This window comes from Noviherbaspirillum sp. L7-7A (assembly GCF_019052805.1).
Classification (GTDB): domain Bacteria; phylum Pseudomonadota; class Gammaproteobacteria; order Burkholderiales; family Burkholderiaceae_D; genus Noviherbaspirillum_A.
Genome location: NZ_JAHQRJ010000001.1, coordinates 3,383,494 through 3,408,026, shown reverse-complemented (window position 1 = coordinate 3,408,026; position 24,533 = coordinate 3,383,494). Strand labels below are relative to the sequence as shown.

The following is a 24,533-nucleotide window of genomic DNA, read 5'->3' as shown; positions in this document are numbered from 1 at the left end:
CAGGAAAAGTGCGCCAATTTTACAGCACGAGAATCACCCGGTAATCGTTCACGTTGGTCAGCGTCGGCCCCGTAATGACCAGATCGCCCAAGGCCGAAAAGTAGCTGTAGCCGTCGTTATTGGCCAGCATCTTGCGCGCGCTGATAGCCAATTGGTCGGCGCGCGCCTTGCTGTCCGGGAGCAGCACCGCGCCGGCATTGTCCTCGGTGCCATCGATGCCATCGGTATCGGCGGCAATCGCATACACATCGGGCATGCCGTCCATTTCGGCCGCCAGCGATGCCAGAAATTCGGCGCAGCGCCCTCCCCGTCCATTGCCACGCACTGTGACCGTACATTCGCCGCCCGAAATCAGCGCGACGGGCGGCTTGAACGGCTGCTGGTAAGCCCGGATTTCACGTACGACTGCCGCATAGACCTTGGCGACTTCGGACGCTTCGCCGGTCACGGTGTCGCCCAGGATGACTGGCGTGATCTCCTGCGCGGCAAAGAATTCGGCGCCTGCCTGCAGGCTCTGGCGCGCGGTGGCGATAACCCGGTTGTCGACCCGTTCGAACAAGGCGTCGCCCGGCTTGGGCGTTTCGTCGATCTGGCCGGACGCGCCGCGCTCCAGATGCGCCAGCACGCTGTCCGGCGCCTCGACGCCGTAGCGCTGCAGGATTGCGATGGCATCGGCATAGGTGCTTGCGTCCGGGCAGGTCGGGCCGGATGCAATCGCGCTGGGATCGTCGCCGGTGACGTCGCTGATGATCAGTGTGGTGACCGGAGCACGGCAGGCAGCGGCCAGGCGGCCGCCCTGTATCCGGGACAAATGCTTGCGCACGATGTTCATTTCGGTGATCGGCGCACCCGATTTCAGCAGGGACCTGGTGACCGACTTCAGGTCGGCCATCGGCACGCTGTCCACGGGCAGCGACAGCAGGCTGGAACCGCCGCCGGATACCAGTGCGATCAGCCGGTCATCCGGTCCCAGTGCAGCAACCCGCGCCAGGATATCGGCAGCGGCCTTTTCGCCTTCATCGTCCGGCACCGGGTGGCTGGCCTCCACCACGGTGATGCGCTCGGTCGGAATCGCATGTGCGTAGCGAGTAACCACGATGCCGTCCAGTGCGGCATCCTGCGGCCAGGCCAGGTCCACCGCCCGCGCCATGCTGGCCGCGGCCTTGCCGGCGCCAACGACCAGGGTGCGTCCCTTGGGCGGCGGGGGGAGATGGGCGGCAATGATTTTCAAGGGATCGGCGGCAGCGACTGCCGCTTGAAAGCTGTCTATCAAGAGTGTTCGATAATCCATGAAATTCCTTATTGGCAGACCGGGCGATGTGCGAAAAAAACCGCCTCAGTTTGTCGCTGAAGCGGCTTGCGGTCAATCGCACAAAAGGCTTAATGGATGATTTTTGCCAGAAAATCACGTGCGCGGTCGGAACGCGGGGTGCCGAAGAACTCGTCCTTGGTGCAATCCTCTACGATCACGCCCTTGTCCATGAAGATCACGCGATTGGCGACTTTGCGGGCGAATCCCATTTCATGGGTCACCACCATCATGGTCATGCCTTCCTGGGCCAGGCCCACCATCACGTCCAGCACTTCATTGATCATTTCCGGGTCGAGCGCGGAAGTCGGCTCGTCGAACAGCATGGCGATCGGGTCCATCGACAGGGCGCGGGCGATGGCCACGCGCTGCTGCTGGCCGCCTGACAGCTGCCCGGGGAATTTGTCCTTCTGGGCGATCAGGCCGACCCGGTCCAGATATTTCAGGCCGCGCTCGGTGGCGTCGGCAACGCTGCGGCCCAGCACCTTGACCTGGCCGATGGTCAGGTTTTCACGGATGGAGAGATGCGGGAACAGTTCGAAGTTCTGGAACACCATGCCGATGCGCGCCCGCAGCTTGGACAGGTTGGTCTTGGGATCGCCAACGGAGACGCCGTCGACCGTGATGTCGCCCTTCTGGAAAGGCTCGAGTCCATTCACGGTCTTGATCAGCGTGGACTTGCCGGAGCCGGACGGGCCGCAGACTACCACCACATCGCCCTTGGCCACGCTGGTGGTGCAGTCGGTCAGGACCTGGAACTGCCCATACCATTTGCTGACGTTTTTCAGTTCTATCATGTTTTCTCCTGGATTCTGAATTCACAAGGTCAGCGTATGATCGCCACCCGTTGCTGCAGCCGCTTGACCAGCAGGGACAAGCCGTAGCAAAGCACGAAATAGACAAGCGCGACAAACAGATACATTTCCACCAGACGGCCATCGCGCTGCGCCACCTTGGATGCGGCACCGACGAAATCGGTGATCGACAGCACATAGACCAGCGACACGTCCTGGAACAGCACGATCGTCTGCGTCAGCAGCACCGGGATCATGTTGCGGAATGCCTGTGGCAGTACCACGTGGCCCATGGTTTGCCAGTAGTTCATGCCCAGCGCATAGCCGGCCGACACCTGGCCGCGCGGTATCGACTGGATGCCGGCGCGCATGATCTCGCAGTAGTAAGCTGCTTCGAACAGGATGAAGGTGATCAGCGACGAGGAAAAGGCGCCGACCATGATCGGCTCCTTGGCGCCGATGATCCATGCGCCGATATAGGGCACCAGGAAGTAGAACCAGAAGATCACCAGCACCAGGGGGATGGAGCGGATCAGGTTCACATAGCCGGTGGCCACCATGGACAGGGTGCGGAACTTGGACAGCCGCATCATGGCCAGCAGCGTGCCGATGATGATGCCGCCCACCATCGCCAGGCCGGTCAGTTCCAGGGTGAAGACCATGCCGGTCTTGAACAGGTAGACCCAGGAACGCTCGATGACGTCGAAGTCGAAATTGGAAAACATGTCAGTGACCTCCGCCGCCGGTGGAACTGCTGATGAAGCCAGGCACGGCAACCCGGCGCTCTATCCAGCGCATCAGGAACACCACGACCACGTTGACCAGGATGTAGATCAGCGTCGCGGCGGTGAATGCCTCGAAGACCTGGAATGAAAACTCCTGCATGGAACGGGCGCGCGCGGTGAGCTCCATCAGGCCGATGGTCAGCGCCACGGCGCTGTTCTTGATGATGTTCAGGAATTCACTGGTCAGCGGCGGCACGATGATCCGGAAGGCCATGGGCAGCAGGATGTAGCGGTAGGTCTGCGGCAGGGTCAGGCCGAGCGCGGTGCCGGCCAGCTTCTGGCCGCGGGGCAGGGAGTTGATGCCGGCGGAAACCTGCACTGCCACCCGTGACGAGGTGAAGAAACCGAGGCAGAGCACGGCGGTGATGAAAGGCGCGTTGGGCAGGGCTTTGAGCCAGTTGCCCAGGCCTTGCGGCACCAGTTCGGGCATGACGAAGTACCAGAGGAACATCTGGACCAGCAGGGGCACATTGCGGAACAGTTCGACATAGGCATTGGCAAGGCGAACCGCCAGCTTGTTGGGCGTGGTGCGGATCGTGCCGATCAGGGCACCAATCAGGAGCGCCATCACCCAGGCGGTCAGCGCGGTGGCAAGGGTCCAGATCAGGCCGGACCATAGCGTATCCATGTAGGTGCCGGCACCGTCCGGGGAGGGCTCCCAGAAGATGCGCCAGTTCCAGTTGTAGTTCATAGGGGTTTCCTCATCCGGGTCGAGAAGCCGATTTTATAGTTGGTCTGCAGGTGCAGGATGGCAGCGACGGAAAACCGCGCAGCTTACAACAAAATAGTTGATTCAAGCGAGCAATTTTCATGCCCCAAATAAAAACGGGAGGCCAAAGCCTCCCGTCCTTTTCAGCAGTGCTGAATTATTTCTTTTTTGCGCCGTTCTTTTGCGCGTCCGGCACGTCTGCGTAGGCCGCAGGATCACCGGAATCGGTCGGCTTGGCGATGACCATCTTCAACTGGTCGCTCATCGGAACATTGAGGTTGATGTTCTTGGGCGGGATCGGCGACATGAACCATTTCGCATAGATCTTGTTGATTTCGCCCGACTTCATCACGTTCTCGATGGCCGTGTCGACAGCCTTCTTGAACTGCGGATCTTCGCGGCGCAGCATGATGCCGTATGGCTCCACCGACAGCGCTTCCTTGGTAATGGCGTAATCGTTAGGCGCCTTGGAGCTGGCGGCCAGGGAAGCCAGCAGGATGTCATCCATGGCGAAGGCGACGGCGCGGCCGGTTTCCACCATCAGGAAGGCCTCCGCGTGGTCCTTGGCGGCCATGATGTTCATGCCGAGATTGCGCTCGCCATTCAGGGCCGTTACCTGCTTGAGGTTCGAGGTGCCGGATGTGGAAACCAGGCTCTTGCCTTTCATGTCGTCCAGGGTATTGATGTTGGACGCTTTCTTGGCGAGCAGACGGTTTGCCGTGACGAATGTCGTTGGTGCAAAGGCGACCTGCTTCTGGCGCTCGAGATTGTTGGTGGTCGAGCCGCATTCCAGATCCACCGTGCCGTTCGCCATCAGGGGAATCCGGGTGGCCGATGTCACCGGGTTCATCTTGACGTTCAGGGAAGTCAGTCCAAGCTGCTTCTGGACCGCCGTCACGATCTTCATGCATAGATCGATCGAATAGCCCTGATAGGACTGCTTGTCGTCCAGATAGGAGAAAGGAATGGACGAGTCACGTACACCAAGGGTGATGGTGCCGGTGTCTTTGATTTTCTTCAGCGTGCCGGTCAGCTCTTGTGCGTGTACGGCGCTCGTGATCAGGCTGGCACCGATCATCACGGTAAGTAGGGCATGCAGTTTCATGAATTCTCCTGAACACAAAATGGATAGGCAGCACGACACTCGATGTGTTGTCGTTATCAAAAAGCTTCTCTAGTGTATCAAACAGTATATTTGTGCGAAAAATGTTTGTTGATTATTTTGTTTTGCAAAAAAACACTAACATTCATGAACACCTTTTAATTAAAAGTAACGTTATCGAAGAATGAAGTTGTTGCTGGATACCGGCAGGCGCATGGGAGATGATTCAGGGACTTCATGCGCTGAATGACGCCAATGAGCTTCTTTCGGCTGGAAACGGGATGCCTTCACGGGTTCGACCGGGTTGCGTGGCGTACTCCTGATGCAGTAGTCCGCATGTAACGGCTGAATCCGTCAAGCCATACATGAGTAACGGCCACATGGGCAGGTGGCGCTCGGGTGCCGCATTGCCGGGCTTGCCCACGCTGCGCCAGCAGCGTCGTGTCCGGGTGACACAGGGCTGGCTCCTGAACGAAAAAAGGCCCGGTCGACAATCAAGTCGACCGGGCCTTCAAGGATTTGCCACGGACTTACATGGTTCGCGCCTTGGAAAAGGCAGCGCTCATCGCATCAAGCCTGGCAACGTCCTTCTCTTTATGACTCTCTGCAGTGGGCTGGCCTGCTTATGCGCCGAAATACAGATCGTTGACGTCGCCTGCATGACGGGTCTGGGCGGCGCGGGCTGCTTCCTTCCTTACCTGTTCGCGGGTCTGGGTGCTGCCGGCAAACTGGGTGTCCTGGCCGTCATGCTGGCGCTGGACGACGTCGCCTTGCGCATAGGCCTGGGCCAGTTCCTGGCGCACCTGGGCGCGGGTCAGGCTGGACTTGAAGCCGGCGTCCGGAGCGACGAATTCGGTTTGCTGGGCAAAGGACGAACCTGCGGCAGCGAGGATGGCGGTAGCGACGATGATGTTCTTGATGTTCATGGTTTTTCTCCAATAAGTAGAGGCTGCTGATCTGGCGGTTCGGGCATTTGCCTGGGTCGCCACGATCGGCCTGGCTGGATCGCGCAAACGGCGCTGATCGATGACAGGCATGTTACAGATCGCTGCCCCGGCAATAAATGGCATCCCAAGCAATGAACTATTGCAAAAATCGGTTCAATCCTTGCCCGGCGGAATGAAGAAAGAAAGACTTGAAAACGGTTTTTAAATCGCCATATTCCGATACATGGTTTCAAACATCTCGATAAATACATTGGGTAAAAGCGAAATGACTGCTGCCGACGGAACGCTGGAAATGGATGTGGATGCGATACACAAGGCGCTGGCCAATCCTACCCGCCGCCAGATCCTGGCCTGGCTGAAGGACCCGTCGGCGCATTTCTCAATGCAGGAATATCCGCTTGAACTCGGTGTCTGCGCTGGCCTGATCGATCAGCGCGCGGGACTTTCCCAATCCACCGTATCGGCCCATCTGGCCACGCTGCAGCGCGCCGGCCTGATTACTTCGCACAAGGTCGGCCAGTGGATCTTCTTCAAGCGCAATGAAGACCTGATCGGCCGCTTCATCGCGCAGCTTGACGGGGCGCTGTAAGGCTTGCCGCTTTTCCAGGCGTCGCTTCCCTGCCATGTATTCAACCCCTGCTTTTCCATCCCCGGCCTGAATGCCGTCTTAAAAAAGGAATCTTTCATGAGCAAACTCTTCGATCCCATCCGCGTCGGCGACCTTGAACTGCCCAACCGGGTCATCATGGCGCCGCTGACACGCTCCCGCGCCATTGGCGGCGGCCGCGTGCCGAATGCCCTGATGGCGCAATACTATGTGCAGCGCGCCTCGGCCGGCCTGATCCTGTCCGAAGCCACGGCGGTCACGCCGCAGGGCGTGGGCTATGCCGATACGCCGGGCATCTGGTCCGACGAGCAGGTGGCGGGCTGGAAGATGGTGACGGATGCGGTGCATGCGGCCGGCGGGCGGATCTTTCTGCAGCTGTGGCATGTGGGCCGGATTTCCGACCCGGTCTTCCTCGACGGCGACTTGCCGGTGGCGCCGAGTGCGATCGCGGCGCAAGGCCATGTCAGCCTGGTCCGCCCCAAGCGCGCCTATGTAACGCCGCGCGCGCTGGACACGGAGGAGATTCCGGGCATCGTCGCGGCTTTCCGCAAGGGCGCGGAGAATGCCAGGCGCGCCGGTTTCGATGGCGTGGAAATCCATGGCGCGAATGGCTATCTGCTGGACCAGTTCCTGCAGGACAAGACCAACAAGCGCACCGATGCCTATGGCGGTTCGGTGGAAAACCGGGCGCGCCTGCTGCTGGAAGTGACTGATGCCTGCATCGCGGTATGGGGCGCGTCGCGGGTGGGGATGCACCTGGCGCCGCGTGGCGATGCGCATGACATGGGCGACACCAATCCGGCCGAGACCTTCGGCTATGTGGCGACCGAACTGGGCAAGCGCGGCATTGCCTTCATCTGCGCACGCGAGGCGCTCGGCCCGAACCGGCTGGGCCCGCAGCTGAAGAAGGCTTTCGGCGGCGTGTATATCGCCAATGAAAAGATGACCCGCGACAGCGCCGAACAGGTGATTGCCTCGGGCGAAGCCGATGCGGTGGCCTTTGGCCAGCTCTTCATCGCCAACCCGGACCTGCCGCAGCGGCTGAGGATCAATGCGCCGCTGAACCAGCCGCAGCCGGAGACCTTCTATCACCCGGGCGCGGAAGGCTATACCGACTATCCGGCGCTGGCCTGAGCAGAGGCGGTCAGCCTTCGGGCGCGGTGATGCGCGCCTGGCCCTGGGTAAGGTCACGCAGGGCCAGGCGCGCTGCCGGCAGTTCGGCCGCCGGCAGGCGTATCGCCAGTTCCACCTGCGCGCCGTGGCTGCCGTGTTCCAGCAGGTAGCCGTGCCGGGCGATCCAGCGGCGGATCCTGGCTTCCTCGGGATAATCGATTTCCACCCTCAGTGTGGCCTGGGCCACGTACTCGATGCGCTGCGCGTCCTTGAGCGCGCTGGCGATCGCGTCGGTGTAGGCGCGCACCAGGCCGCCGGCGCCCAGCTTGATGCCGCCGAAATAGCGCACCACCGCGCCCAGCACATTGTCCAGCTCGTGATGACGCAGCACTTCCATGATGGGCCGCCCGGCCGTGCCGGAAGGCTCGCCGTCGTCGGACATGCCGGACTGGCCGCCGGCCAGCAGGGCCCAGCAGACATGCGTAGCGGCCGGGTGCCCGGCCCGCAGCCGGGCAATCGCCAGCTGGGCGGCGTCGCGGCCGTCGACCGGCATGGCGATGGCGATGAAGCGGCTCTTGCGGATGTCGATGTCGGCGTGCACCGCCTGCACCAGTGTGTAGACAGCCATGTTTTTTCCTTTGACGGCCACCAGCGCTGGGCAGACCGAACAGCGCTTATTATATCGGCCACCGCTTTCTTTCCTTTTCCCGATGACGCCCGATACCCTGCAACTGCTGGTCAGCCGTGAAATGCCCTTTGGCAAATACAAGGGACGGATGCTGGCCGATCTGCCGGGCCACTACCTGGCCTGGTTTGCCCGCGAGGGTTTCCCCAGGGGAGAATTGGGCAGTCTGCTGGCGCTGATGTACGAGCTCGACCACAATGCGCTGCGCCATTTGCTCTCGCCGCTGCGCGACCCTGCCAGGACCCTGTCATGACGTTGCACACCTGGTGGCTGTTCGTGATGATGAGCTTTGTCGTTTCCGGCACGCCCGGCCCCAACATGCTGCTGGTCATGAGCAGCAGCGCCCGCCACGGCATCAGGCAGGCGCTGGCGGTCATGGCGGGCTGCATGACGGCGCTGATGCTGATGATGGGCCTGTCAGCAGCCGGCCTGGGCGCGCTGCTGCAGGCCTCGCCCGCCGTGTTCGATGCATTGCGCTGGATCGGCGCGGCCTATCTGGTTTACCTGGGTGTGAAAAGCTGGCGCGCGCCAGCGGTGACCAGGGCGGATGATGCGCCCGCCATGCCATCGGAGCGCGGCGCGGCCCTGTTCCGGCGCGGCTTCCTGGTGGCGGCCAGCAATCCCAAGGCCATCCTGTTCGCGGCCGCCTTCCTGCCGCAATTCATCACGCTGTCGGCGCCCAGGCTGCCGCAGTTCATGATCCTGCTGCTGACGTTTGCGCTGATCGAAGGCGGCTGGTACATGGCCTATGCGGCCGGCGGCCAGCGCATAGCGGTCTACCTGCGCCGTGCCAGGGTGCTGCGCCTGTTCAACCGGGTGACCGGCGGGGTTTTCGTCGGCTTCGGGGCACTGATGGCGGCGCTGCGGCACTAATGCCGGTCCCAACCATCACGCCCCATGGAACCACGTCTTTTTCCGCCTGGCTGCGTTGGGATTGTCGTCAATAGCCGGGCTATTGACTCCTCGCCCGCCTTGCCAGGCGAAAAAATCCATCGGTTTCATTTGGGACGTGATGGATTGGGACTGGCATCAGCGGTCCTTCATTGGAGAGCCTATGGACCATGACCCATTTGAGTTGCAACGCTTCGTCGATGCCCAGGAACCACTGCGGCAGCGCGTCAAGGCTGAAATGCGCGCCGGCCGCAAGTCCAGCCACTGGATGTGGTTTTTCTTCCCGCAGCTGCGCGGCCTGGGCAGGAGCGAAATGGCGCATCGCTATGGCATTGCGTCCCTCGACGAAGCCCGCGCCTACCTGGCCCATCCGGTGCTCGGGCCGCGGCTGCGCGAAGCCTGCCAGATCATTCATGAAGTCAGGGGCCGCAGCGCCTGCCAGATATTCGGACACCCGGACGACGTGAAGTTCAGGTCCTGCCTGACGCTGTTTGGCCGGGCAGACCCCGACGAGCCGGTATTCGCGGCCTGCCTGCGCAAGTATTTCGCCGGCGTGGAAGACCAGGCTACGCTGGCGCTGTTGCGCTGATGCGGTAGAGGCAGTGGCGATGCAGCGGATGGCCGGCCGGCAGGGATGGATGGCCAAAACCTGCTGCGCTATCCTCGCGCATGCCGATGCGCGCCATCACCGCGCGTGAGCGCAGGTTGCCAACAGCGGTGAAAGCGACGATTTCTCCCAGACCCAGCCTGTCGAAGCCAAAGCGCAAGGCCGCGGTTGCGCCTTCGCTGGCATACCCCCGTCCCCAGCAGTCATGGGCCAGCCGCCAGCCAATTTCGACACAGGGAGAAAACGGTAACGCCTGCGGTTGCGCATGCAGGCCGAGTAAGCCGATGAATGCCTGCGTTGCTTTGCACTCCACCGCCCAAAAGCCCCAGCCCTGCTGCTCGATCAGGCCCTGGCAGCGCTCTGCCAGGGCATCACTCTCTGCGGCCGACAGAATGGACGGAAAAAACGCCATAACTCGGGGATCGGCATTGAGTGCCTGGAATGGCGCCCTGTCTTCGGGGCGCCAGGGGCGCAGGCGCAGTCGTGCTGTCTGGATAATCACCTGCTCCATCGATGGGCTCCTTGAATCAGGCTCCGGACTCAGCCGCGCGCCTTCAGCATCGCCGCCACCCGCTGCGCAAAGGTGTCCAGGCTGAATGGCTTGGTCAGCACTTCCATCGCCGGCTCCAGCATGCCGTTGCGGGTCGGCGCGTCTTCCGCGTAGCCGGTGATGAACAGCACGTTCAGATCGGGTCTACGCTGCCGCGCCGCTTCGGCCAGCTGGCGCCCGTTCATGCCGCCGGGCAGGCCGACATCGGTGATCAGCAGGTCGGCATGCTGGCCGGCGTCGATCAGGGCGAGCGCGGCGGCGGCGTCGCCGCTCTGTACCACCCGGTAGTTCAGCATTTCCAGCATCTCGGCCAGCAGTTCGCGCAAATGGCCTTCGTCGTCCACCAGCAGCAGGGTCGCCTGGCTGACAGCCTGTATCGCAGCGCCACTCCCGGGCATGTGGCTGTCGGGCAGTGCGTCGCCGCGATAGCGCGGCAGCTTCAGCCGGATCACGGTGCCGGCGCCCAACGCGGTATCGATGGCGATATGGCCGCCGGACTGCTTGGCGAATCCATAGATCATCGACAGCCCTAGGCCGGTGCCCTGCCCCTGCGGCTTGGTGGTGAAGAAGGGATCGAAGGCGCGCGCGGCCACCTCCGGCGTCATGCCGGTGCCGTTGTCGGCTACCTGGATGGACACATAGTCGCCGGGCTGCACTTCGGCATGCCGGGCGGCGTAGTCCGCGTCGAGCACGGTATTGGCGGTTCCGATGGTCAGCAGGCCGCCGCCGGACATGGCGTCGCGGGCATTGATGGCCAGATTAAGCAGCGCGCTTTCGAGTTGGTTGGGGTCGCATTCGATCGGCCAGACGTCGGCCGCCAGCCTCGCTTCCACCTGGACCGAAGGACCGACGGTGCGGCCGATCAGGTCGGTCATTGCCGCCACCAGGCGGTTCGGGTCCAGCGGCTTGGGCATCAGGGTCTGGCGGCGGGAAAAGGCCAGCAGCCGGTGGGTGAGCGCGGCGGCGCGGTTGGCCACCGCCATGGCGTCGTCGATATGGCGCGACAGGCCGACGCCGCCGCTGCGCATCTTGACCTTCAGCAGTTCCAGGTTGCCCACCATGCCGGCCAGCAGGTTGTTGAAGTCATGCGCAATGCCGCCGGTCAGCTGGCCCACGGCTTCCATCTTCTGGGCCTGGCGCAGCGCTTCCTCGGTCTGGTGCAGCAATTCGGCCTGGCGCCGTTCCGCGGTGATGTCGCGCGCCACGCCGTAGAGCACATCGCCCTCGGGCACGATGGTCCAGGACAGCCAGCGGAAACCGCCGTCCCGGTGCAGGTCGCGCACCTCGTAGCGCACCAGCGCCTCGCCGCGCGCCAGCAATTCCACCTTGCCGACGAGGTCGGCACGATGGTCGGGATGGGTCATTTCCAGGAAGGGCATCGATACCGCCTCTTCCAGGCTCCAGCCGAGGATGGCGGTGAAGGCCGGATTCACATTCAGGAAGTAGCCATTCAGCGAGGCAATCGCCATGATGTCCTGCGACATGCCCCACAGCCGGTCGCGCTCTAGCGTGCTCTGGCGGATGCCGATTTCGAGGCCGGCATTGAGCTGGCGCAGCGCGTCCTCGGTGCGGCGCAGCTCGGTGATGTCGGTATGCACGCCGACCCATTCGATGATGTCGCCACGGGCATCCATGGTGGGAATGGCGCGTACCGAATAATGACGCCACTGGCCGTCGCGACGGCGCAGGCGGTGCTCGGCCAGATAGGCGCGGCGCTCCGCCACGGCCTGGTTCCAGACGTCGACGCTCTGCCGGACGTCATCCGGATGGACCACGGCGGTCCAGCCAAAGTCCTGGTACTGCTCGTAGCTCTGGCCGGTCAGCATGGCCCATCCGGGCTGCTCGCCGCGCATGCGGCCGGTGGCGTCATTGGTCCAGAGCACGCCCTCGACGGCCCTGATGGCAGCCTGGAAGCGGGCATTGCTGGCCGCCACGGCGGCTTCGGCCAGCTTGCGGTCATGGATGTCGAGCACGGCGCCGACATAGCCGAGGTAAGTGCCGTCCTCGCCGAAGCGCGGCGCGGCCGCGTCGATGACCCAGCGGTAGACGCCGTCATGCCGGCGCAGGCGGTATTCGGCACGGAAGTGGGACTGGGCTTCGTTGGCCGTCAGGAAAGCGGTCTCGGCGGCGGGCCGGTCTTCAGGATGGGTGGTGTCCAGCCATCCCAGGCCCAGGCCTTCGTCCCTGGACTGGCCGGTGAACTGATACCAGGCGGGATTGAGATAGGTGCAGTAGCCGCTCGCCTCGGTGGTCCACATCATGATCTCTGCGTGGTCGGCAATGCTGCGGTATGGCGGCGTATCGTCGCGCGGCGCGCTGGCGGTGACGTCGACACAGGTGCAGCAAACGCCGGCCGGCGCGCCGGAGGCATCGCGCACCGGCGCCAGGGAATAGTCGAGCCAGGCCACTTCGCGAATGCCCCCGCACAGGCGGCTCAGCGCCTGGCGCTGGCGATGCACCGGGTTGCCGGCCATGGCGCCGGCAAACAGCGGCTGCAGCTGCTGCCAGTCCCACGGCCAGGCCTCGGCCACCGGCCGGCCCAGGGCTGCCGGATGACGGTCGCCCAGCAGTTGCGCATAGGCGTCGTTGTACAGCAGCAGGCCTTCCGGTCCCCATGCGATGCAGGCGGCAAAGCCCGAATCGAGCGCCAGCGACAGCGCGGTGGCAAGCGCCTGCGGCCAGTCATGCGGCTGGCCCAGGCCTGGCAGGCGGTCCGTCTGGCGCAACAGGCCTCGGACTTCGCCGGGACCCTGGAGAAAATGGGGCATGTGGTCCTGCATCAGGAAGCTGTGGAAAAGGCAACGCGTGGATCGGGAACTGCCGGCGACATGGTATTGCACAGCGCAAGCCGGCGGCAATGCATTTCATGCCGCTGGGGCCATCGCAGGCATTGGCTCATTATCGTAGGGTGAAATACCCGAAGGGCATTGCACGACTGGTCGCATTCCGGGATTGCCATGTCGGCCGCCCTGGCTGAGCGACCAGTCGTGCAATGCCCCTGCGGGGTATTGCACCCTACGAGACTTGTTGTTTTCCCACTGTTCGGCGAAAGCCCTGGCGTACCGGGCAGGGAATCAGGACACCCAGTTCACCCGCTGGAACTTGCCGGAAAACGCGTCGGGCATCGGCACCACCTTGCGGGTCTTGTAATTGAAGAACACGAAACCCGACTTCGCCATGGCCACCAGCGCCTGGTCGCGCGGACGGGTGATGCGGAAGGTGATGTCGCCGCCATAGGTGTTGAAGTCCATCACGCCGACCTCGAACAGCAGCTGGTCGCGGGCATGGGCTTCATTGCGGTACGTGGTGGCAAGATCGGTGACGATGGTGCCGACATCCTGGTCCAGGGTGCCTTCCAGGCCGAAGTCGAACAGGAAGCGGGCCCGGGCTTCGGAGATCATCGAGATCATCGAGTCGTTGCCGAGATGGTTGGCGCCGTTGATGTCGGTCACGCGCACGGTGAGCTGGGTGGCGTAGTAATACTGGTCTTCAGGAAAATCGAGCGTCAGGCGTGCCATGATGTGCTGGTTGATGTTGCGGCGCAACGCGCGCCAGCCGGGATTGTACCGGCATCGCGGCAGGCAATCAGCGCCGAGAGGACAGCACGATGCCGCCGACGATCAGCAGGAAGGCCACCGCATGATAGAGATGCGGCAGCTCGCCCAGGAAGGCCAGGGACAGCACCGCCGCGAACAGCGGCGTGAGATTGCTGAAAAAGGCGGCAATGCTGGGGCCGACCCGCTGCACGCCGGTGCCCCAGCAGCGCAGCGCAATCACCGCCGGGCCGATGCCGACATACACCAGCGCCGCCGCCAGCGGCCAGCTCCAGTGTATGCGGGCATCCGACACCAGCCATTCGCCGCCGGCGAAGAGGCCGGACCAGGCCAGGCCGAATACGACCTGCGCCATCAGGAAGGCCGCCCAGTCCGGCCGCAGCTTCTGCGCCGCGCCAGGCAGGGGCAGCGTCAGCAGCCAGCTGTAGAAGGACCAGACAATCGTGGCGACGATCATCAGCAAGTCGCCGGCCACCAGCCGCAGGCCCAGCAGCAGTTGCCATTCGCCGCGCGACAGCACCACCAGCACGCCCAGGATGGACAGCACCGCGCCCACCATCTGGCGCGGTGACACCCGCACCTTGAAGAACAGCCAGCCGATGGCCAGCATCCAGACCGGCATGCTGGCGCCGACCAGGGTCACATTGATCGGCGTGGAGCTTTTCAGGGCCAGGTACTGCATTGCGTTGTACAGGCCTACGCCCAGGAGGCCCAGCAGCGCGAAGCGGCGCCATGCCGGCCATAGCACGCTGCCGCGCCGCAGCACCCAGCCGGCCAGCGGCAGCAGTACGAGGAAGGCCACCAGCCAGCGCGCGAAATTCATCATCACCGGCGGCACCATGCCCTGCACCATGCGGCCGACCACCGCATTGCTGGCCCAGAGCAGCGGCGGAAGCAGCAGCATCACAATGGTGGACGGAGTGAGTCTGGCGGTCATGAAATGGAGAAATGGTTGCCGGGTCGGGAGCCGGGATTGTAACGGTTAACAGACCGGACGGCCGGGCGGCGGGCGTAGGGATGCGCACAGCGCCACCGGAGGCATCCGGCAGCGGACAAGGCGAGCTGGTTGAATCCGGCAGGCCGGCGCGGCAATGCCGGCGACCCTTTGCCGTTTGCGTCTGCCGGGAAACGAGTCCGTGCCGGCGCGTCGGCGCCAGCCGCACCGGCCCGGTTGACGCCCGGGCTGCCGGTTCAGGCGCCCAATGCCTCGAGCTGCCTGGCCGTCTCCGGCGCGCCCATCGTCAGCGCCAGGTCTCTGGCGCTCAAACCCTTGGCATTGCGCGCATGCGGATCGCCGCCGTGGGCCAGCATCAGGTCCAGCATCGCGGTGCGGTTGAACATGGCCGCCATCATCAGCGCGGTGCGGCCGTCCGGCGAGGCGCCGTCCACCTTCGCGCCGCTGGCCAGCAGCAGCTCGGCGATCTCGCGGTAATCCTTGAAAACCGCCGCGGCCAGCGGCAACTGGCCGTTGTCGTTGTAGATCTCGGTATCGGCGCCATGCTGCAGCAGCACGCGGGCAGCCTCGAGATGGCCGTGATAGCAGGCCAGCATCAGCAGGGTGTCGCCCTTCTCGTTGCGCAGATTGACCGGCACGCCCAAAGCCAGGAGGCGCGCCAGCGTGGCGGCGTCGCCGGAGCGGGCGTAGTCGAACATTTCCTTCAGGTGCTGCCGCAGTTGGGCCTGGCGCTCGGCGTCGGGTTGCTGGTCTGACATGGGAATCCCGTGAGGTGAATGGCGCGCTGTGAGCGCGGCCGATCTGGATTAATATACCGGCTTGAAATTTCCCCTCCATGCATTTCCGCAATGACTGACACTTCCCCCGATTTGCCCGCGTCCGACGACGACGCCAAGATTGAAGAGCCGCGCCTGTGGCGCGACAACGGCTGGACCGCGCGCGTGATCAAGAACGAGGATGACGACGGCTGGGCGGTGGCCATGATCAAGGATGGCGAAGCCGAGCCGGCGCTGGTCGGCCCCTGGACCATGGGCCGCGACAAGAAAAACCCCAAGCCGCTCGACGCCTCCGCCTTCAGCACCCTGGTCAAGACCGCGTCCGAGGTGCTGCGCCGCCACGAGCAGCAGCTGCACGCGATGCTGCACAAGAGCCTGTTCGTCAATGCCGAGGCCGGCCGCATCGAGGTCATCCTCGATATCGTGCCGGACGAGGACGACCCGTATGCGCTGCTGTCGGCGCGCGATGAGTACGGCGAGCAGCTGGCCGAAGTGCGGGTGGCGCCCAACTTCAAGCTCAGCCCCTCCAGCGCCGCCGCCTGGATCGAAGGCGGCTTCCGCCGGCCGAACTAGGTTCCGCCGTCGCCCCTTCCCCGCCTGCCTTGAGCGATCAACCGATACCGCGCCGCTACACGGTGGCCGTGCGCGCGCTGTGCGAGTTCACCGCCAAGGCGGGCGACCTCGACCTGCGCTTTACGCCCTCGCCCACCGCGCTGGAAGGCATCGCCGGCCATGCGGTGGTGGCGTCGCGGCGGCCGGCCCCCTATGAAGCCGAGGTCAGCCTGTCGGGCCAGTTCGGCCAGCTGCTGGTGCGCGGCCGCGCCGACGGCTACGACCCGGCGGCGAACCGGGTGGACGAGGTCAAGACCTATCGCGGCGACCTGGCGGCGATGCCGGACAACCACCGGCACCTGCACTGGGCGCAGGTGCGCATCTATGGCTGGCTGCTGTGCCAGGAACGGGCGCTGGACAGCATCGAACTGGCGCTGGTGTATTTCGACATCGGCAGCCAGCGCGAGACCGTGCTGACCGAAACCCGCGACGCCGCCTGGCTGCGCGCGCATTTCGAAGACCACTGCCGGCGTTTCGATGCCTGGGCCGAACAGGAACTGGCGCACCGCGCCGCGCGCGACGCGGCGCTGTCTGCCCTGACTTTTCCGCATGCCGAGTTCCGTCCTGGCCAGCGCCATCTGGCAACCTCGGTCTACCGCACCGCCCGCGACGGCGGCTGCCTGATGGCGCAGGCGCCGACCGGCATCGGCAAGACAGTGGGCACGCTGTTCCCGCTGCTCAAGGCCTGTCCCGGCCAGGCGCTGGACAAGGTGTTCTTCCTGGCCGCCAAGACTTCGGGGCGGGCGCTGGCGCTGGACGCGCTGGAACAGATCGCAGGCGCCGCGCCTGCCGCCCGGCCGCTGCGCACGCTGGAACTGGTGGCGCGCGACAAGGCCTGCGTGCATCCGGACAAGGCCTGCCATGGCGCTTCCTGCCCGCTGGCGCAGGGCTTCTACGACCGCCTGCCGGCCGCCCGCAGCGCCGCGCTCGACGCCGGCACGCTGGACCAGGACCGCCTGCGCACCGCGGCGCTGGCGCACGACGTCTGCCCCTATTACCTCGGCATGGAACTGGCGCGCTGGGCCGACGTGGTGATTGGCGACTACAACTATTACTTCGACCTGTCGGCGATGCTGCATGGCCTGACGCTGGCCAACCAGTGGCGCGTGGCGGTGCTGGTGGACGAGGCGCACAACATGGTCGAACGCTCGCGCAAGATGTATAGCGCCGAACTGGACCAGCACGGCTTCGCCGCCCTGCGCCGCGACGCGCCGGCCCTGCTGAAGAAGCCGCTGGACAAGCTCAACCGCCAGTGGAACGCGCTGTGGCGCGACCAGGAGGAAAGCTACGTCGTGCACGACACCCTGCCGGACGGCTTCGTCAATGCGCTGCAGCAGGCCACCAGCGCCATGACCGACTACCTGGCCGAGCATCCGACCGAAGTCCACGGCGCGCTGCAGAACTTCTATTTCGACGCGCTGCACTTCGGCCGCATTGCCGAACTGTTCGGGCCGCACTCGCTGTTCGACGTAACCCTTGACGCAGGCCGTGGACAAAAAACCGGCGCCCGCCTCTGCCTGCGCAACATCGTGCCGGCGCCCTTCCTGCGGCCGCGCCTGAAGCTGGCGCGCGCCACGGTACTGTTTTCCGCCACGCTCAATCCGCGGCCCTTTTATACCGACATGCTGGGCCTGGCGGAAGAGACCAGCTGGATCGATGTCGAATCGCCCTTCGAGGCGAGCCAGCTGGCGGTGCGGGTGGCGAGCCACATCTCCACCCGCTACCGGCAGCGGGAACAGTCGCTGGCGCCGATCGCGGACCTGATCGCGGCCCAGTATGCGCGCCAGCCGGGCAACTACCTGGCCTTCTTCAGCAGCTTCGATTACCTGCGGCAGGTGGCAGCGCTGATGGCCGAACGGCATCCCGGCATTCCGTTCTGGGAGCAGTCGCGCGGCATGGAGGAAAGCGCGCGCACCGCCTTCCTGACCCGCTTCACCGCCGACAGCGCGGGCGTTGGCTTTGCGGTGCTCGGCGGCGCCTTCGGCGAAGGCATCGACCTGCCCGGCCGGCGGCTGATCGGCGCCTTCATCGCCACCCTGGGCCTGCCGCAGATCAACCCGGTCAACGAGCAGATGCGCGAGCGCATGCAGCAGGCGTTCGGCGCCGGCTACGACTATACCTATCTGTATCCCGGCCTGCAGAAGGTGGTGCAGGCGGCCGGCCGGGTGATCCGCACCCGCGCCGATTCCGGCGTGGTGTACCTGATCGACGACCGTTACGCCAGGAGCGAGGTGCGGCGGCTGCTGCCCGACTGGTGGGACGTGCGCCGGGCTGCGCCGGGTGCATAGGGCGCGGCATGACTCCGGAAGAAAGCCTGAACGCCGCCATCGGCTCACCTGCCGCCTTGCGGCTCCTCCACGCAAGCGCCTGCTGCCTCGTCGCGCACCTTGCATGTGGCCGGTTCCGGCGACGCCTGTCCCCCGGCACCCCACGAAATCCATGACAGGCTCCAGAAAGACATCATGCAAAACACTTCACTGAGCGGCCGCGAGCTGCTGGCCGCTCTCGGCATTGTCGTCATCTGGGGCACCAACTTCATCGCGATGAAGGTCGGCCTGCGCAGCTTCACGCCCTTCCAGCTTGGCGCGGCCCGTTACCTGCTGGCGGTGCTGCCGCTGATCTTCCTGGTGCCGGCGCCGCGGATGCACTGGAAATGGCTGCTGCTGTATGGCCTGTGCCAGGGCGTGGGCCAGTTCGGCCTGGTGTTCCTGTCGCTGAAGATCGGCATGACGGCGGCGCTGGCCTCGGTCCTGCTGCAGACCCAGCTGTTCTTTACCGCCCTGCTGAGCTTTTTCGTGCTGGCCGAAAAACCCGGCCGGCCGCTGCTGGCCGGCCTGGCGCTGGCGGCGCTGGGCCTGTGCTGCTTCGCGATGAATTACCTGCTGCCGGCGGCCGGCGCGGCGACCGCTACCACGGCGCTGGGCTTTGCGCTGTGCCTGGGCGGCGCGTCGATGTGGGCCGCCTCCAACATCGTGGTGCGCCTGGCGCAGCGGGCCGCGCCCGGTTTTGCGCCGCTCAGTTTCCTGGTCTGGTGCAGCGCGGTGCCGGTGCTGCCCTTCATCGGGCTGTCGCTGCTGTTCGACGCGCCCGGCAGCCGCTGGCAGTGGACGAATGCGCCCTGGCAGGGCTGGGTGGCGGTGGCCTACCTGGGCTGGGTGGCGACGATTTTCGCCTACAGCATGTGGACCGGCCTGATCCAGCGCCACGGCGCCAACCGGATCGCGCCGTTCAGCCTGGGCGTGCCGGTGGTGGGCATTGCCAGCGGCATGCTGGTGCTGGGGGAAAGCGTGACGGGCTGGCAGTGGGCCGGCATTGCGCTGATCGTCGCCGCGCTGGCCTGCGTGCTGCTGGGCGGCCGGCCGCGTACCGTGGATACCGTCAGAGCGGGTTCAGTCTGACCTGGCTTGCCGCCGCCGGCCGGATCCGTTCTAGCCAGCGGCGATGAAGCGCTCGCGCATCAGCCGGAGCTGGTTTTCCGAAATCAGATGGCCGTGGGCAGCGGCCTTGGAAAGCCACATCATGCCGAGATTGTCGTCGCGCGCCACGCCATTGCCTTCCAGGTAGCAGCGCGCCAGCCAGTGCATGGCATCGGCATGATCCTGCCGCGCCGCCATTTCCAGCCAGGCGATCGCGCCGCGCGGCTTGCCGTTGGCCAGGAAAATGAGCGCCAGGTCGTTCTGGGCGGCGGCATCGCCGCGGTCGGCCAGCTTCAGCAGCGCGAAGTCGTCGGCGTCCAGCGGCATGGCGATATACGGCTTGATGGAATCCAGGTGCACCATGGACTTGCCATTGCCGCCGCCCTCCACTTCCTTCTTCACCGAACCATCGGCAAAGCGCCGCCAGAAGGTGCGCTCGCTCCATTCAGTCAGGGTAATGGCTGCTGCAAGGCTGATCAGTTCCACGATGCTTCTTTCTCTCTGGCGCCAGATCCTGGCGGGTAGACGGCCGGTGCCAGCAGTGGCTGGCAGGGCCCGCAGCGGTGCCAGACCGGCTGGCACAGCGTTTCTGCCCGCCATTTTTTCATGCAGGGGGGCAAAAACCAGGGTTTTCCATGATTTCTGTGCAGAAACGTTGCTGGCACGTATGTTGCTTTAGAGAAAGCAGCTTCAACAGATTTCGGTGGTTTTACTTTTTACTCTACTTCTCGGGACGGACATCATGAAATTCGCTCAATACAAAAAGCAGGCTCAGCAAGGTTTCACCCTTATCGAACTGATGATCGTGGTTGCGATTATCGGTATTTTGGCGGCGGTGGCTATTCCGGCGTATCAGGACTATGTCAAGAAGGCCAAGTTTGCCAACGTAATTTCCGCAACCAATGCAATCAAGACAGCGATGGCTGAGTGCATTCAGAACAACAATGATCTGACTCTTTGCGATACCTTTGCGGAGTTGAATTTGACTGCCCCGACCGCTGATACCAACCCGGCCAGCGTCGCAATTACGGCTACCACCGCAGTTATTACTGCGACCGGTACTGCAGCAGCAGGTGCTTATACATACATCATCACTCCAGCTCTGCCAGCTGCCGGCGCAACTTCGATTCCGATGCCAGTCAGCGGCACCTGCGTCGCCGCCAACGCCTGCAAAATCTAATGTGTTTCTCTAGACTCACCAGATAACACTGGCGGGTAATCAAAATAAAAGCCAGCCGTTAATCCGGCTGGCTTTTATTTTTAGATTCTCAAACATTGGCAGCAATCGCATAATCTGATCTGAGCAATCTAGATCAACTCCTCACCAAGCCTCTGACCTATAGGCGACAATAGGCTAGACCGAATCAAGTTCCAAATGCTGCTTGCGCTTCAGCCCCATATCCTCGACCATCACCGCCATCAACCCTCTTATCCAGGACATCACCAGCCGCTCCAAGCGGCAACAGCCGTAGGGGTGCACTACCCCGAAGGGGTATTGCACCCTACAACTGCCTGCCAGGTTGGGCTCTTTCTCTAAGACTAAAAGAAAAGCGCCCCGAAGGGCGCTTCGCATGTCCGGCTGGCTGGCTTCTTACCGCCGGCCGATCATCATCCCCAGCAGCACGCCCACTCCTGCCGAAATCGCCACCGCGCGCCATGGGTTGTCCTTGACGTAGCTGTCGGCGGTGTCGACCACTTCCTTGCTGGTGTCCAGCGCAACCGACTGCAGGTCCTGCGCCTTGACCAGCGCGGTATCGAGCAGCTCCAGGCCCCGCTCGCGCAGGTCGTCGGCCTTCATGCCGGTGGACGAGGTCGCCTCGCGGAACAGGTCCTGGGCATCGCGCAGCAGCGAGCGCAGATCCGTCCTGACTGTCTTCAGATTGTTTTCCAACATGGTGGTACCCCCAAGGCTAGGTGAAGTATGCGCAGGCGGCTCTGACGGCGGTTCAACGCGGGCCGGCGGCCGTTGCGTAAGGCGTGCTGCAGGTTACAAAAAAGTGGCAATTTTTGCAAGTCTGCAAGGCCTTGCGGATGCGCTGCTGCATGGCGCAGCCGGCGCTTCCAGGCAAAGGATAAGGTGGATTGCAGAAAAAAGCGGTGCGCTAACGAACACTGGGTCCGAAGCGAAATCCACGCAGGCACATCGGCATATCAACGCATCAGCGAACCCGTGCGGCTTACGACGGTCAGGTCCACGAAACGGGAGCCGACATGATTGGTCGGCGAGAAGTTGAGCGGATAGCCGCCCAGATTGATCTGTCCCAGGCCTTCCAGCGCCTGCCGGACCGAGGCGCGGGTGGGCGTATTGCCGGCTTTTTTCAGCGCCATCACCAGCACCCGCGCATTCATGTAGCCTTCCATCGTCGAATAGGAATACGGCGTGCCCTTGGCGTAGGTCTTCATCGCTGCCTGGTAATCGGCCACCAGCGGCAGCGTGGCGCTGTACGGAAACGGCACGACCTGGGAAATGCCCAGGCCCTGCAATGCGGTTGGGCTGACCACCTTGGACAAACCTTCCACGTTCGCCGTGGACAGGCCGAACAGGTAGGCGCGGCCGCCGGCGGCGTGGAACTGCTTGATGAATTCGGCGGCCGGCGGCGTGATCGCCACCAGGATCACGGTGTCGGGCTGGCTTTCCACCACGTCCTTCACCGCATCGCGCACGTCGGTAGTGTGCTGCTGGTAGGTCGCCCGTGCTACCAGCGCCAGGTTGCGTTTCTTGACGGCGTCTTCGGCGGCGCGCAGGCCGGCCTCGCCGAAGGGATTGTCTTCATACACCACGGCGATGCGCTTGGTGCCGAGTCCGGCGACATGGCGCACGATGGCATCGACTTCCTCGATATAGCTGGCGCGCAGATGGAAGATGCTGGGGTTCAGCGGCTCGCGCAGCAGCTTGGCGCCGGTCGACACGCCGACGATGGACAGCGGCGTGTTGTCGAACAGGCCCTGCTTGAACAGTTCGGTGACATTGTCGGTGCCGTAGAGGCCGGTCAGCGCCACCACCCGCGGGTCGGCGATGAATTCCTTGGCATTGCGCACCGTGCTTTCGATCTGGTAGCCGTCGTCCTTCACCACATGGACGACCTTGTGGCCATTGACGCCGCCTTCAGTGGCATTGACATGATCGAAATAGATCTTCGCACCCAGCGCCAGGCCGCGCCCGGCGCCGCCGGCTTCGCCGGTCAGTGGCGCCGACTGCGCCACCACGATATCGGCATGCGCCTGTGACGCCAGTGCAAAGGCAAGACCCAACAACAGGGATGAACAGGCTTTCAATCGCACGGCGGCTCTCCTAGAACGCAACGGTACGACTATTTAACCAGAGAGGTTTGTATTTATCCAGAGAAATTGTTTCTTTGGAGAATTACTTACAACGCCGAGGGCAAAACCGGTCGAGGGCGGTAGGCGATCCGGTACCAGAGCAGGCCTATCCATTCATGCAGCGCATAGTGGCTGTCCCGCAGCGCGCCGGCATTCGGGATAAAATCGGCCGGATGCAACGCCCCCTGCCCGATGTAACTGGTGGGCGCAGCAATCACTTCCAGGCCGGTCTGTTCGAAGATCCTTTGCGAACGCGGCATATGCAGCGCATCGGTCACCAGGAGCACCCGGGAAATCCCTGCCTGCCGCAACAGCGCGGCCGCGAAAGCGGCGTTCTGGGCGGTGTTGTCCGATTCCTCTTCCAGCCATTGCACGCTGATCCGGAAATCCTCGCGCAGTACCCGTGCCATCAATGCGGCCTCGGATTGTGCCGCGCCTTCCGGCTTGCCGCCGCTGACCAGCAGGGGCAGGCCGGTCTGGCGCTGCAGGCGGGCCGCATAGCGCAGGCGCGCCAGCACATTGGGACGCGGCACGTCGAGGTCGCCATATTCCGGCGCATTGCGGCTGCGTCCGCCGCCCAGCACGACAATGGCCTCGGCATTGCTGGCCTGCGCCATGTCCAGCACTGGAATGCGGTTTTCCAGCGGCCGCGCCAGGAGGCGCACGCCGGCATGGGTCGACAAGCCGAGCAGCACGGCCAGCGACAGCATCGCCACGCCGCCTCCGAGCCGCGGCCAGCGCCGGCGCAGCAGCACGCCCGCGGCGCACAGCAGCAGGAGGTTCAGCGGCGGCAGCAGCAATGCGCTGACCGCGTTGACCAGCAGCCAGGCGCTGCTCATTCGTTCATCTGGACCAGGGCGATCGAACGCAACTGGAAGCGGCCATCGTTGTTGAACAGCCAGGATTCATGCATCTCCACCCTGCCATTGCGCAGCAGATGCGGCGCCGGCTTGGGAAACGGCGCGCTGTTGCGCAGCGACGCCAGCGCGGTGGCTTCCGTGGCCCGGTCGTGGTTGCTGCGGGCAATCTCGCTGCGCACCAGGTTGCCGCCGGCATCGACCGTATATTTCACCACCACCACCGAGCGCAGCAGCGCCTGGGGCCGGGTGGTGTAGACGCGGGTGGAATTGACCTGATAGATCCGCTGCGCCAGGTCGGCCTTGTAGCTGTCGATGGTGGCGGCGGTGGACATGCCGTCGCGTGTGGTATCGACCGGCTCGACGCCATAGCGCAGCGTGCCGGCTGTCTCGGCGGGCGGACTGTGGCCGCAGCCGGCCAGCATGGCGGCGGCCAGCAGGAAGGTAAATCGGATAGCCATGATGAAGTCTCCACAGGCCTGTATTGATGATCGGCCAGCGTCCATTCTGGCTGATTCGCCTGTGCGATGCAGCAGCAGACTGAGCGATCAACGATTTTTTTCAAAAATTTTCGCCGGGCACTGGTTTTTCAAAAAGACTTCCTGTAGACTTCGCCCCGCTTCAGACACAAGGCAACACGTCTGAATTCGATGCAGGATGCAAGCACCGGGGTGCTTAGCTCAGTTGGTAGAGCGGCGCCCTTACAAGGCGTAGGTCGGGAGTTCGAGCCTCTCAGCACCCACCAGGTTCAGCAGACGGCATGCGAAGATTTCAGCAGTTTAGGAGTGGTAGTTCAGTTGGTTAGAATACCGGCCTGTCACGCCGGGGGTCGCGGGTTCGAGCCCCGTCCACTCCGCCAGTCGTACCAAACGCCCGCGCAAGCGGGCGTTTGCATTTGTGCCGTCCGGGGTGGAGAAAGCCGCCTGCGCGGCTTTCGGCGGGG

General features: G+C 63.9%; 26 protein-coding genes and 2 tRNA genes. 11 read left to right on the top strand and 17 right to left on the bottom strand.

The genetic code is table 11. From position 1 onward, the window contains the following. Positions 1–19: 19 nt before the first annotated feature. The 6 genes from KTQ42_RS15485 to KTQ42_RS15460 form a co-directional block, all read right to left on the bottom strand. On the bottom strand, positions 20–1,291 hold the full coding sequence (locus tag KTQ42_RS15485; RefSeq protein WP_217346300.1) for a glycerate kinase: 1,272 nt from the start codon (positions 1,289–1,291) through the stop codon (positions 20–22). Between the two features lie 89 nt (positions 1,292–1,380). Next, positions 1,381–2,106, bottom strand: a complete 726-nt coding sequence (locus KTQ42_RS15480) for an amino acid ABC transporter ATP-binding protein (RefSeq protein WP_217346299.1) — start codon at positions 2,104–2,106, stop codon at positions 1,381–1,383. A 29-nt stretch (positions 2,107–2,135) separates the two neighbouring features. After that, complete coding sequence (locus tag KTQ42_RS15475) at positions 2,136–2,828, bottom strand: ABC transporter permease subunit (protein WP_217346298.1); 693 nt, start codon at positions 2,826–2,828, stop codon at positions 2,136–2,138. A gap of 1 nt (position 2,829) precedes the next feature. Next, positions 2,830–3,579: an amino acid ABC transporter permease gene (locus KTQ42_RS15470; RefSeq protein WP_217346297.1), complete on the bottom strand. Its 750-nt coding sequence runs from the start codon at positions 3,577–3,579 to the stop codon at positions 2,830–2,832. Between the two features lie 175 nt (positions 3,580–3,754). Continuing rightward, positions 3,755–4,702, bottom strand: a complete 948-nt coding sequence (locus KTQ42_RS15465; protein WP_217346296.1) for an amino acid ABC transporter substrate-binding protein — start codon at positions 4,700–4,702, stop codon at positions 3,755–3,757. A 620-nt stretch (positions 4,703–5,322) separates the two neighbouring features. Continuing rightward, positions 5,323–5,625, bottom strand: a complete 303-nt coding sequence (locus KTQ42_RS15460; RefSeq protein WP_217346295.1) for a DUF4148 domain-containing protein — start codon at positions 5,623–5,625, stop codon at positions 5,323–5,325. Between the two features lie 313 nt (positions 5,626–5,938). Between KTQ42_RS15460 and KTQ42_RS15455 the strand changes: the two genes are divergently transcribed. Together KTQ42_RS15455 and KTQ42_RS15450 are read left to right on the top strand one after the other, a co-directional pair. Further along, positions 5,939–6,235 carry a helix-turn-helix transcriptional regulator gene (locus KTQ42_RS15455; protein WP_283093306.1) on the top strand — a complete coding sequence of 99 codons (297 nt, stop codon included), beginning with the start codon at positions 5,939–5,941 and terminating at the stop codon, positions 6,233–6,235. 96 nt (positions 6,236–6,331) lie between these two features. Then, a complete protein-coding gene (locus KTQ42_RS15450) occupies positions 6,332–7,387 on the top strand; it encodes an alkene reductase (RefSeq protein WP_217346294.1) in 1,056 nt (351 codons plus the stop codon). Positions 7,388–7,397: 10 nt separating this feature from the next. Here the strand turns inward: KTQ42_RS15450 and KTQ42_RS15445 are convergent, their stop codons facing one another. Continuing rightward, on the bottom strand, positions 7,398–7,994 hold the full coding sequence (locus KTQ42_RS15445) for a YigZ family protein (protein WP_217346293.1): 597 nt from the start codon (positions 7,992–7,994) through the stop codon (positions 7,398–7,400). Positions 7,995–8,076: 82 nt separating this feature from the next. On the opposite strand from KTQ42_RS15445, the gene KTQ42_RS15440 reads away from it, so the two are divergent. From KTQ42_RS15440 to KTQ42_RS15430, 3 genes are all read left to right on the top strand, one after another. Beyond that, complete coding sequence (locus KTQ42_RS15440; RefSeq protein ID WP_217346292.1) at positions 8,077–8,304, top strand: DUF3820 family protein; 228 nt, start codon at positions 8,077–8,079, stop codon at positions 8,302–8,304. Further along, positions 8,301–8,924, top strand: a complete 624-nt coding sequence (locus KTQ42_RS15435) for a LysE family translocator (RefSeq protein ID WP_217346291.1) — start codon at positions 8,301–8,303, stop codon at positions 8,922–8,924. The genes KTQ42_RS15440 and KTQ42_RS15435 overlap by 4 nt, the downstream gene beginning before the upstream one ends. Before the next feature lie 181 nt (positions 8,925–9,105). Further along, complete coding sequence (locus KTQ42_RS15430) at positions 9,106–9,531, top strand: DUF1810 domain-containing protein (protein WP_217346290.1); 426 nt, start codon at positions 9,106–9,108, stop codon at positions 9,529–9,531. Here KTQ42_RS15430 and KTQ42_RS15425 read toward each other — a convergent pair. The 5 genes from KTQ42_RS15425 to KTQ42_RS15405 form a co-directional block, all read right to left on the bottom strand. Beyond that, positions 9,509–10,060, bottom strand: a complete 552-nt coding sequence (locus KTQ42_RS15425; RefSeq protein ID WP_217346289.1) for a GNAT family N-acetyltransferase — start codon at positions 10,058–10,060, stop codon at positions 9,509–9,511. The two genes, KTQ42_RS15430 and KTQ42_RS15425, sit on opposite strands and share 23 nt — an antisense overlap. Before the next feature lie 29 nt (positions 10,061–10,089). Then, a complete protein-coding gene (locus KTQ42_RS15420) occupies positions 10,090–12,867 on the bottom strand; it encodes a PAS domain S-box protein (protein WP_217346288.1) in 2,778 nt (925 codons plus the stop codon). A gap of 306 nt (positions 12,868–13,173) precedes the next feature. Then, positions 13,174–13,617 (bottom strand): thioesterase family protein, encoded by a 444-nt coding sequence (locus tag KTQ42_RS15415; RefSeq protein ID WP_217346287.1) that lies wholly within the window; start codon positions 13,615–13,617, stop codon positions 13,174–13,176. 67 nt (positions 13,618–13,684) lie between these two features. Continuing rightward, on the bottom strand, positions 13,685–14,590 hold the full coding sequence (locus KTQ42_RS15410) for a DMT family transporter (RefSeq protein WP_217346286.1): 906 nt from the start codon (positions 14,588–14,590) through the stop codon (positions 13,685–13,687). A 254-nt stretch (positions 14,591–14,844) separates the two neighbouring features. Then, positions 14,845–15,366 carry an ankyrin repeat domain-containing protein gene (locus KTQ42_RS15405; RefSeq protein ID WP_217346285.1) on the bottom strand — a complete coding sequence of 174 codons (522 nt, stop codon included), beginning with the start codon at positions 15,364–15,366 and terminating at the stop codon, positions 14,845–14,847. Between the two features lie 90 nt (positions 15,367–15,456). Between KTQ42_RS15405 and KTQ42_RS15400 the strand changes: the two genes are divergently transcribed. The 3 genes from KTQ42_RS15400 (at position 15,457) to KTQ42_RS15390 (ending at position 19,394) form a co-directional block, all read left to right on the top strand. Beyond that, a complete protein-coding gene (locus KTQ42_RS15400) occupies positions 15,457–15,957 on the top strand; it encodes a hypothetical protein (RefSeq protein WP_217346284.1) in 501 nt (166 codons plus the stop codon). Between the two features lie 29 nt (positions 15,958–15,986). Further along, positions 15,987–18,284 carry an ATP-dependent DNA helicase gene (locus KTQ42_RS15395; RefSeq protein ID WP_249222779.1) on the top strand — a complete coding sequence of 766 codons (2,298 nt, stop codon included), beginning with the start codon at positions 15,987–15,989 and terminating at the stop codon, positions 18,282–18,284. 174 nt (positions 18,285–18,458) lie between these two features. After that, positions 18,459–19,394, top strand: a complete 936-nt coding sequence (locus KTQ42_RS15390) for an EamA family transporter (protein ID WP_217346283.1) — start codon at positions 18,459–18,461, stop codon at positions 19,392–19,394. A 30-nt stretch (positions 19,395–19,424) separates the two neighbouring features. Here the strand turns inward: KTQ42_RS15390 and KTQ42_RS15385 are convergent, their stop codons facing one another. Beyond that, a complete protein-coding gene (locus KTQ42_RS15385; protein WP_217346282.1) occupies positions 19,425–19,898 on the bottom strand; it encodes an SEL1-like repeat protein in 474 nt (157 codons plus the stop codon). A 256-nt stretch (positions 19,899–20,154) separates the two neighbouring features. Here KTQ42_RS15385 and KTQ42_RS15380 point away from each other — a divergent pair, with 256 nt between their 5' ends. After that, the gene (locus KTQ42_RS15380) at positions 20,155–20,592 is read left to right on the top strand and encodes a prepilin-type N-terminal cleavage/methylation domain-containing protein (protein ID WP_217346281.1); all 438 of its coding nucleotides are present in this window, start codon (positions 20,155–20,157) and stop codon (positions 20,590–20,592) included. 411 nt (positions 20,593–21,003) lie between these two features. On the opposite strand, the gene KTQ42_RS15375 is transcribed toward KTQ42_RS15380, so the two are convergent. From KTQ42_RS15375 to KTQ42_RS15360, 4 genes are all read right to left on the bottom strand, one after another. Beyond that, positions 21,004–21,306, bottom strand: a complete 303-nt coding sequence (locus KTQ42_RS15375; protein ID WP_217346280.1) for a DUF883 family protein — start codon at positions 21,304–21,306, stop codon at positions 21,004–21,006. Between the two features lie 257 nt (positions 21,307–21,563). Next, entirely contained in the window at positions 21,564–22,694 is a 1,131-nt protein-coding gene (locus KTQ42_RS15370; protein WP_217346279.1) for an ABC transporter substrate-binding protein, read from the bottom strand. An 86-nt stretch (positions 22,695–22,780) separates the two neighbouring features. Further along, a complete protein-coding gene (locus KTQ42_RS15365; RefSeq protein WP_217346278.1) occupies positions 22,781–23,572 on the bottom strand; it encodes a YdcF family protein in 792 nt (263 codons plus the stop codon). Next, on the bottom strand, positions 23,569–24,051 hold the full coding sequence (locus tag KTQ42_RS15360) for a TonB family protein (RefSeq protein ID WP_217346277.1): 483 nt from the start codon (positions 24,049–24,051) through the stop codon (positions 23,569–23,571). Before KTQ42_RS15360 ends, KTQ42_RS15365 begins: the two co-directional genes overlap by 4 nt. A gap of 208 nt (positions 24,052–24,259) precedes the next feature. Here KTQ42_RS15360 and KTQ42_RS15355 point away from each other — a divergent pair. Continuing rightward, a tRNA-Val gene (locus KTQ42_RS15355) sits at positions 24,260–24,335 on the top strand. 37 nt (positions 24,336–24,372) lie between these two features. Then, positions 24,373–24,449: transfer RNA gene (locus tag KTQ42_RS15350), tRNA-Asp, on the top strand. The last annotated feature ends 84 nt before the right edge of the window (positions 24,450–24,533 follow it).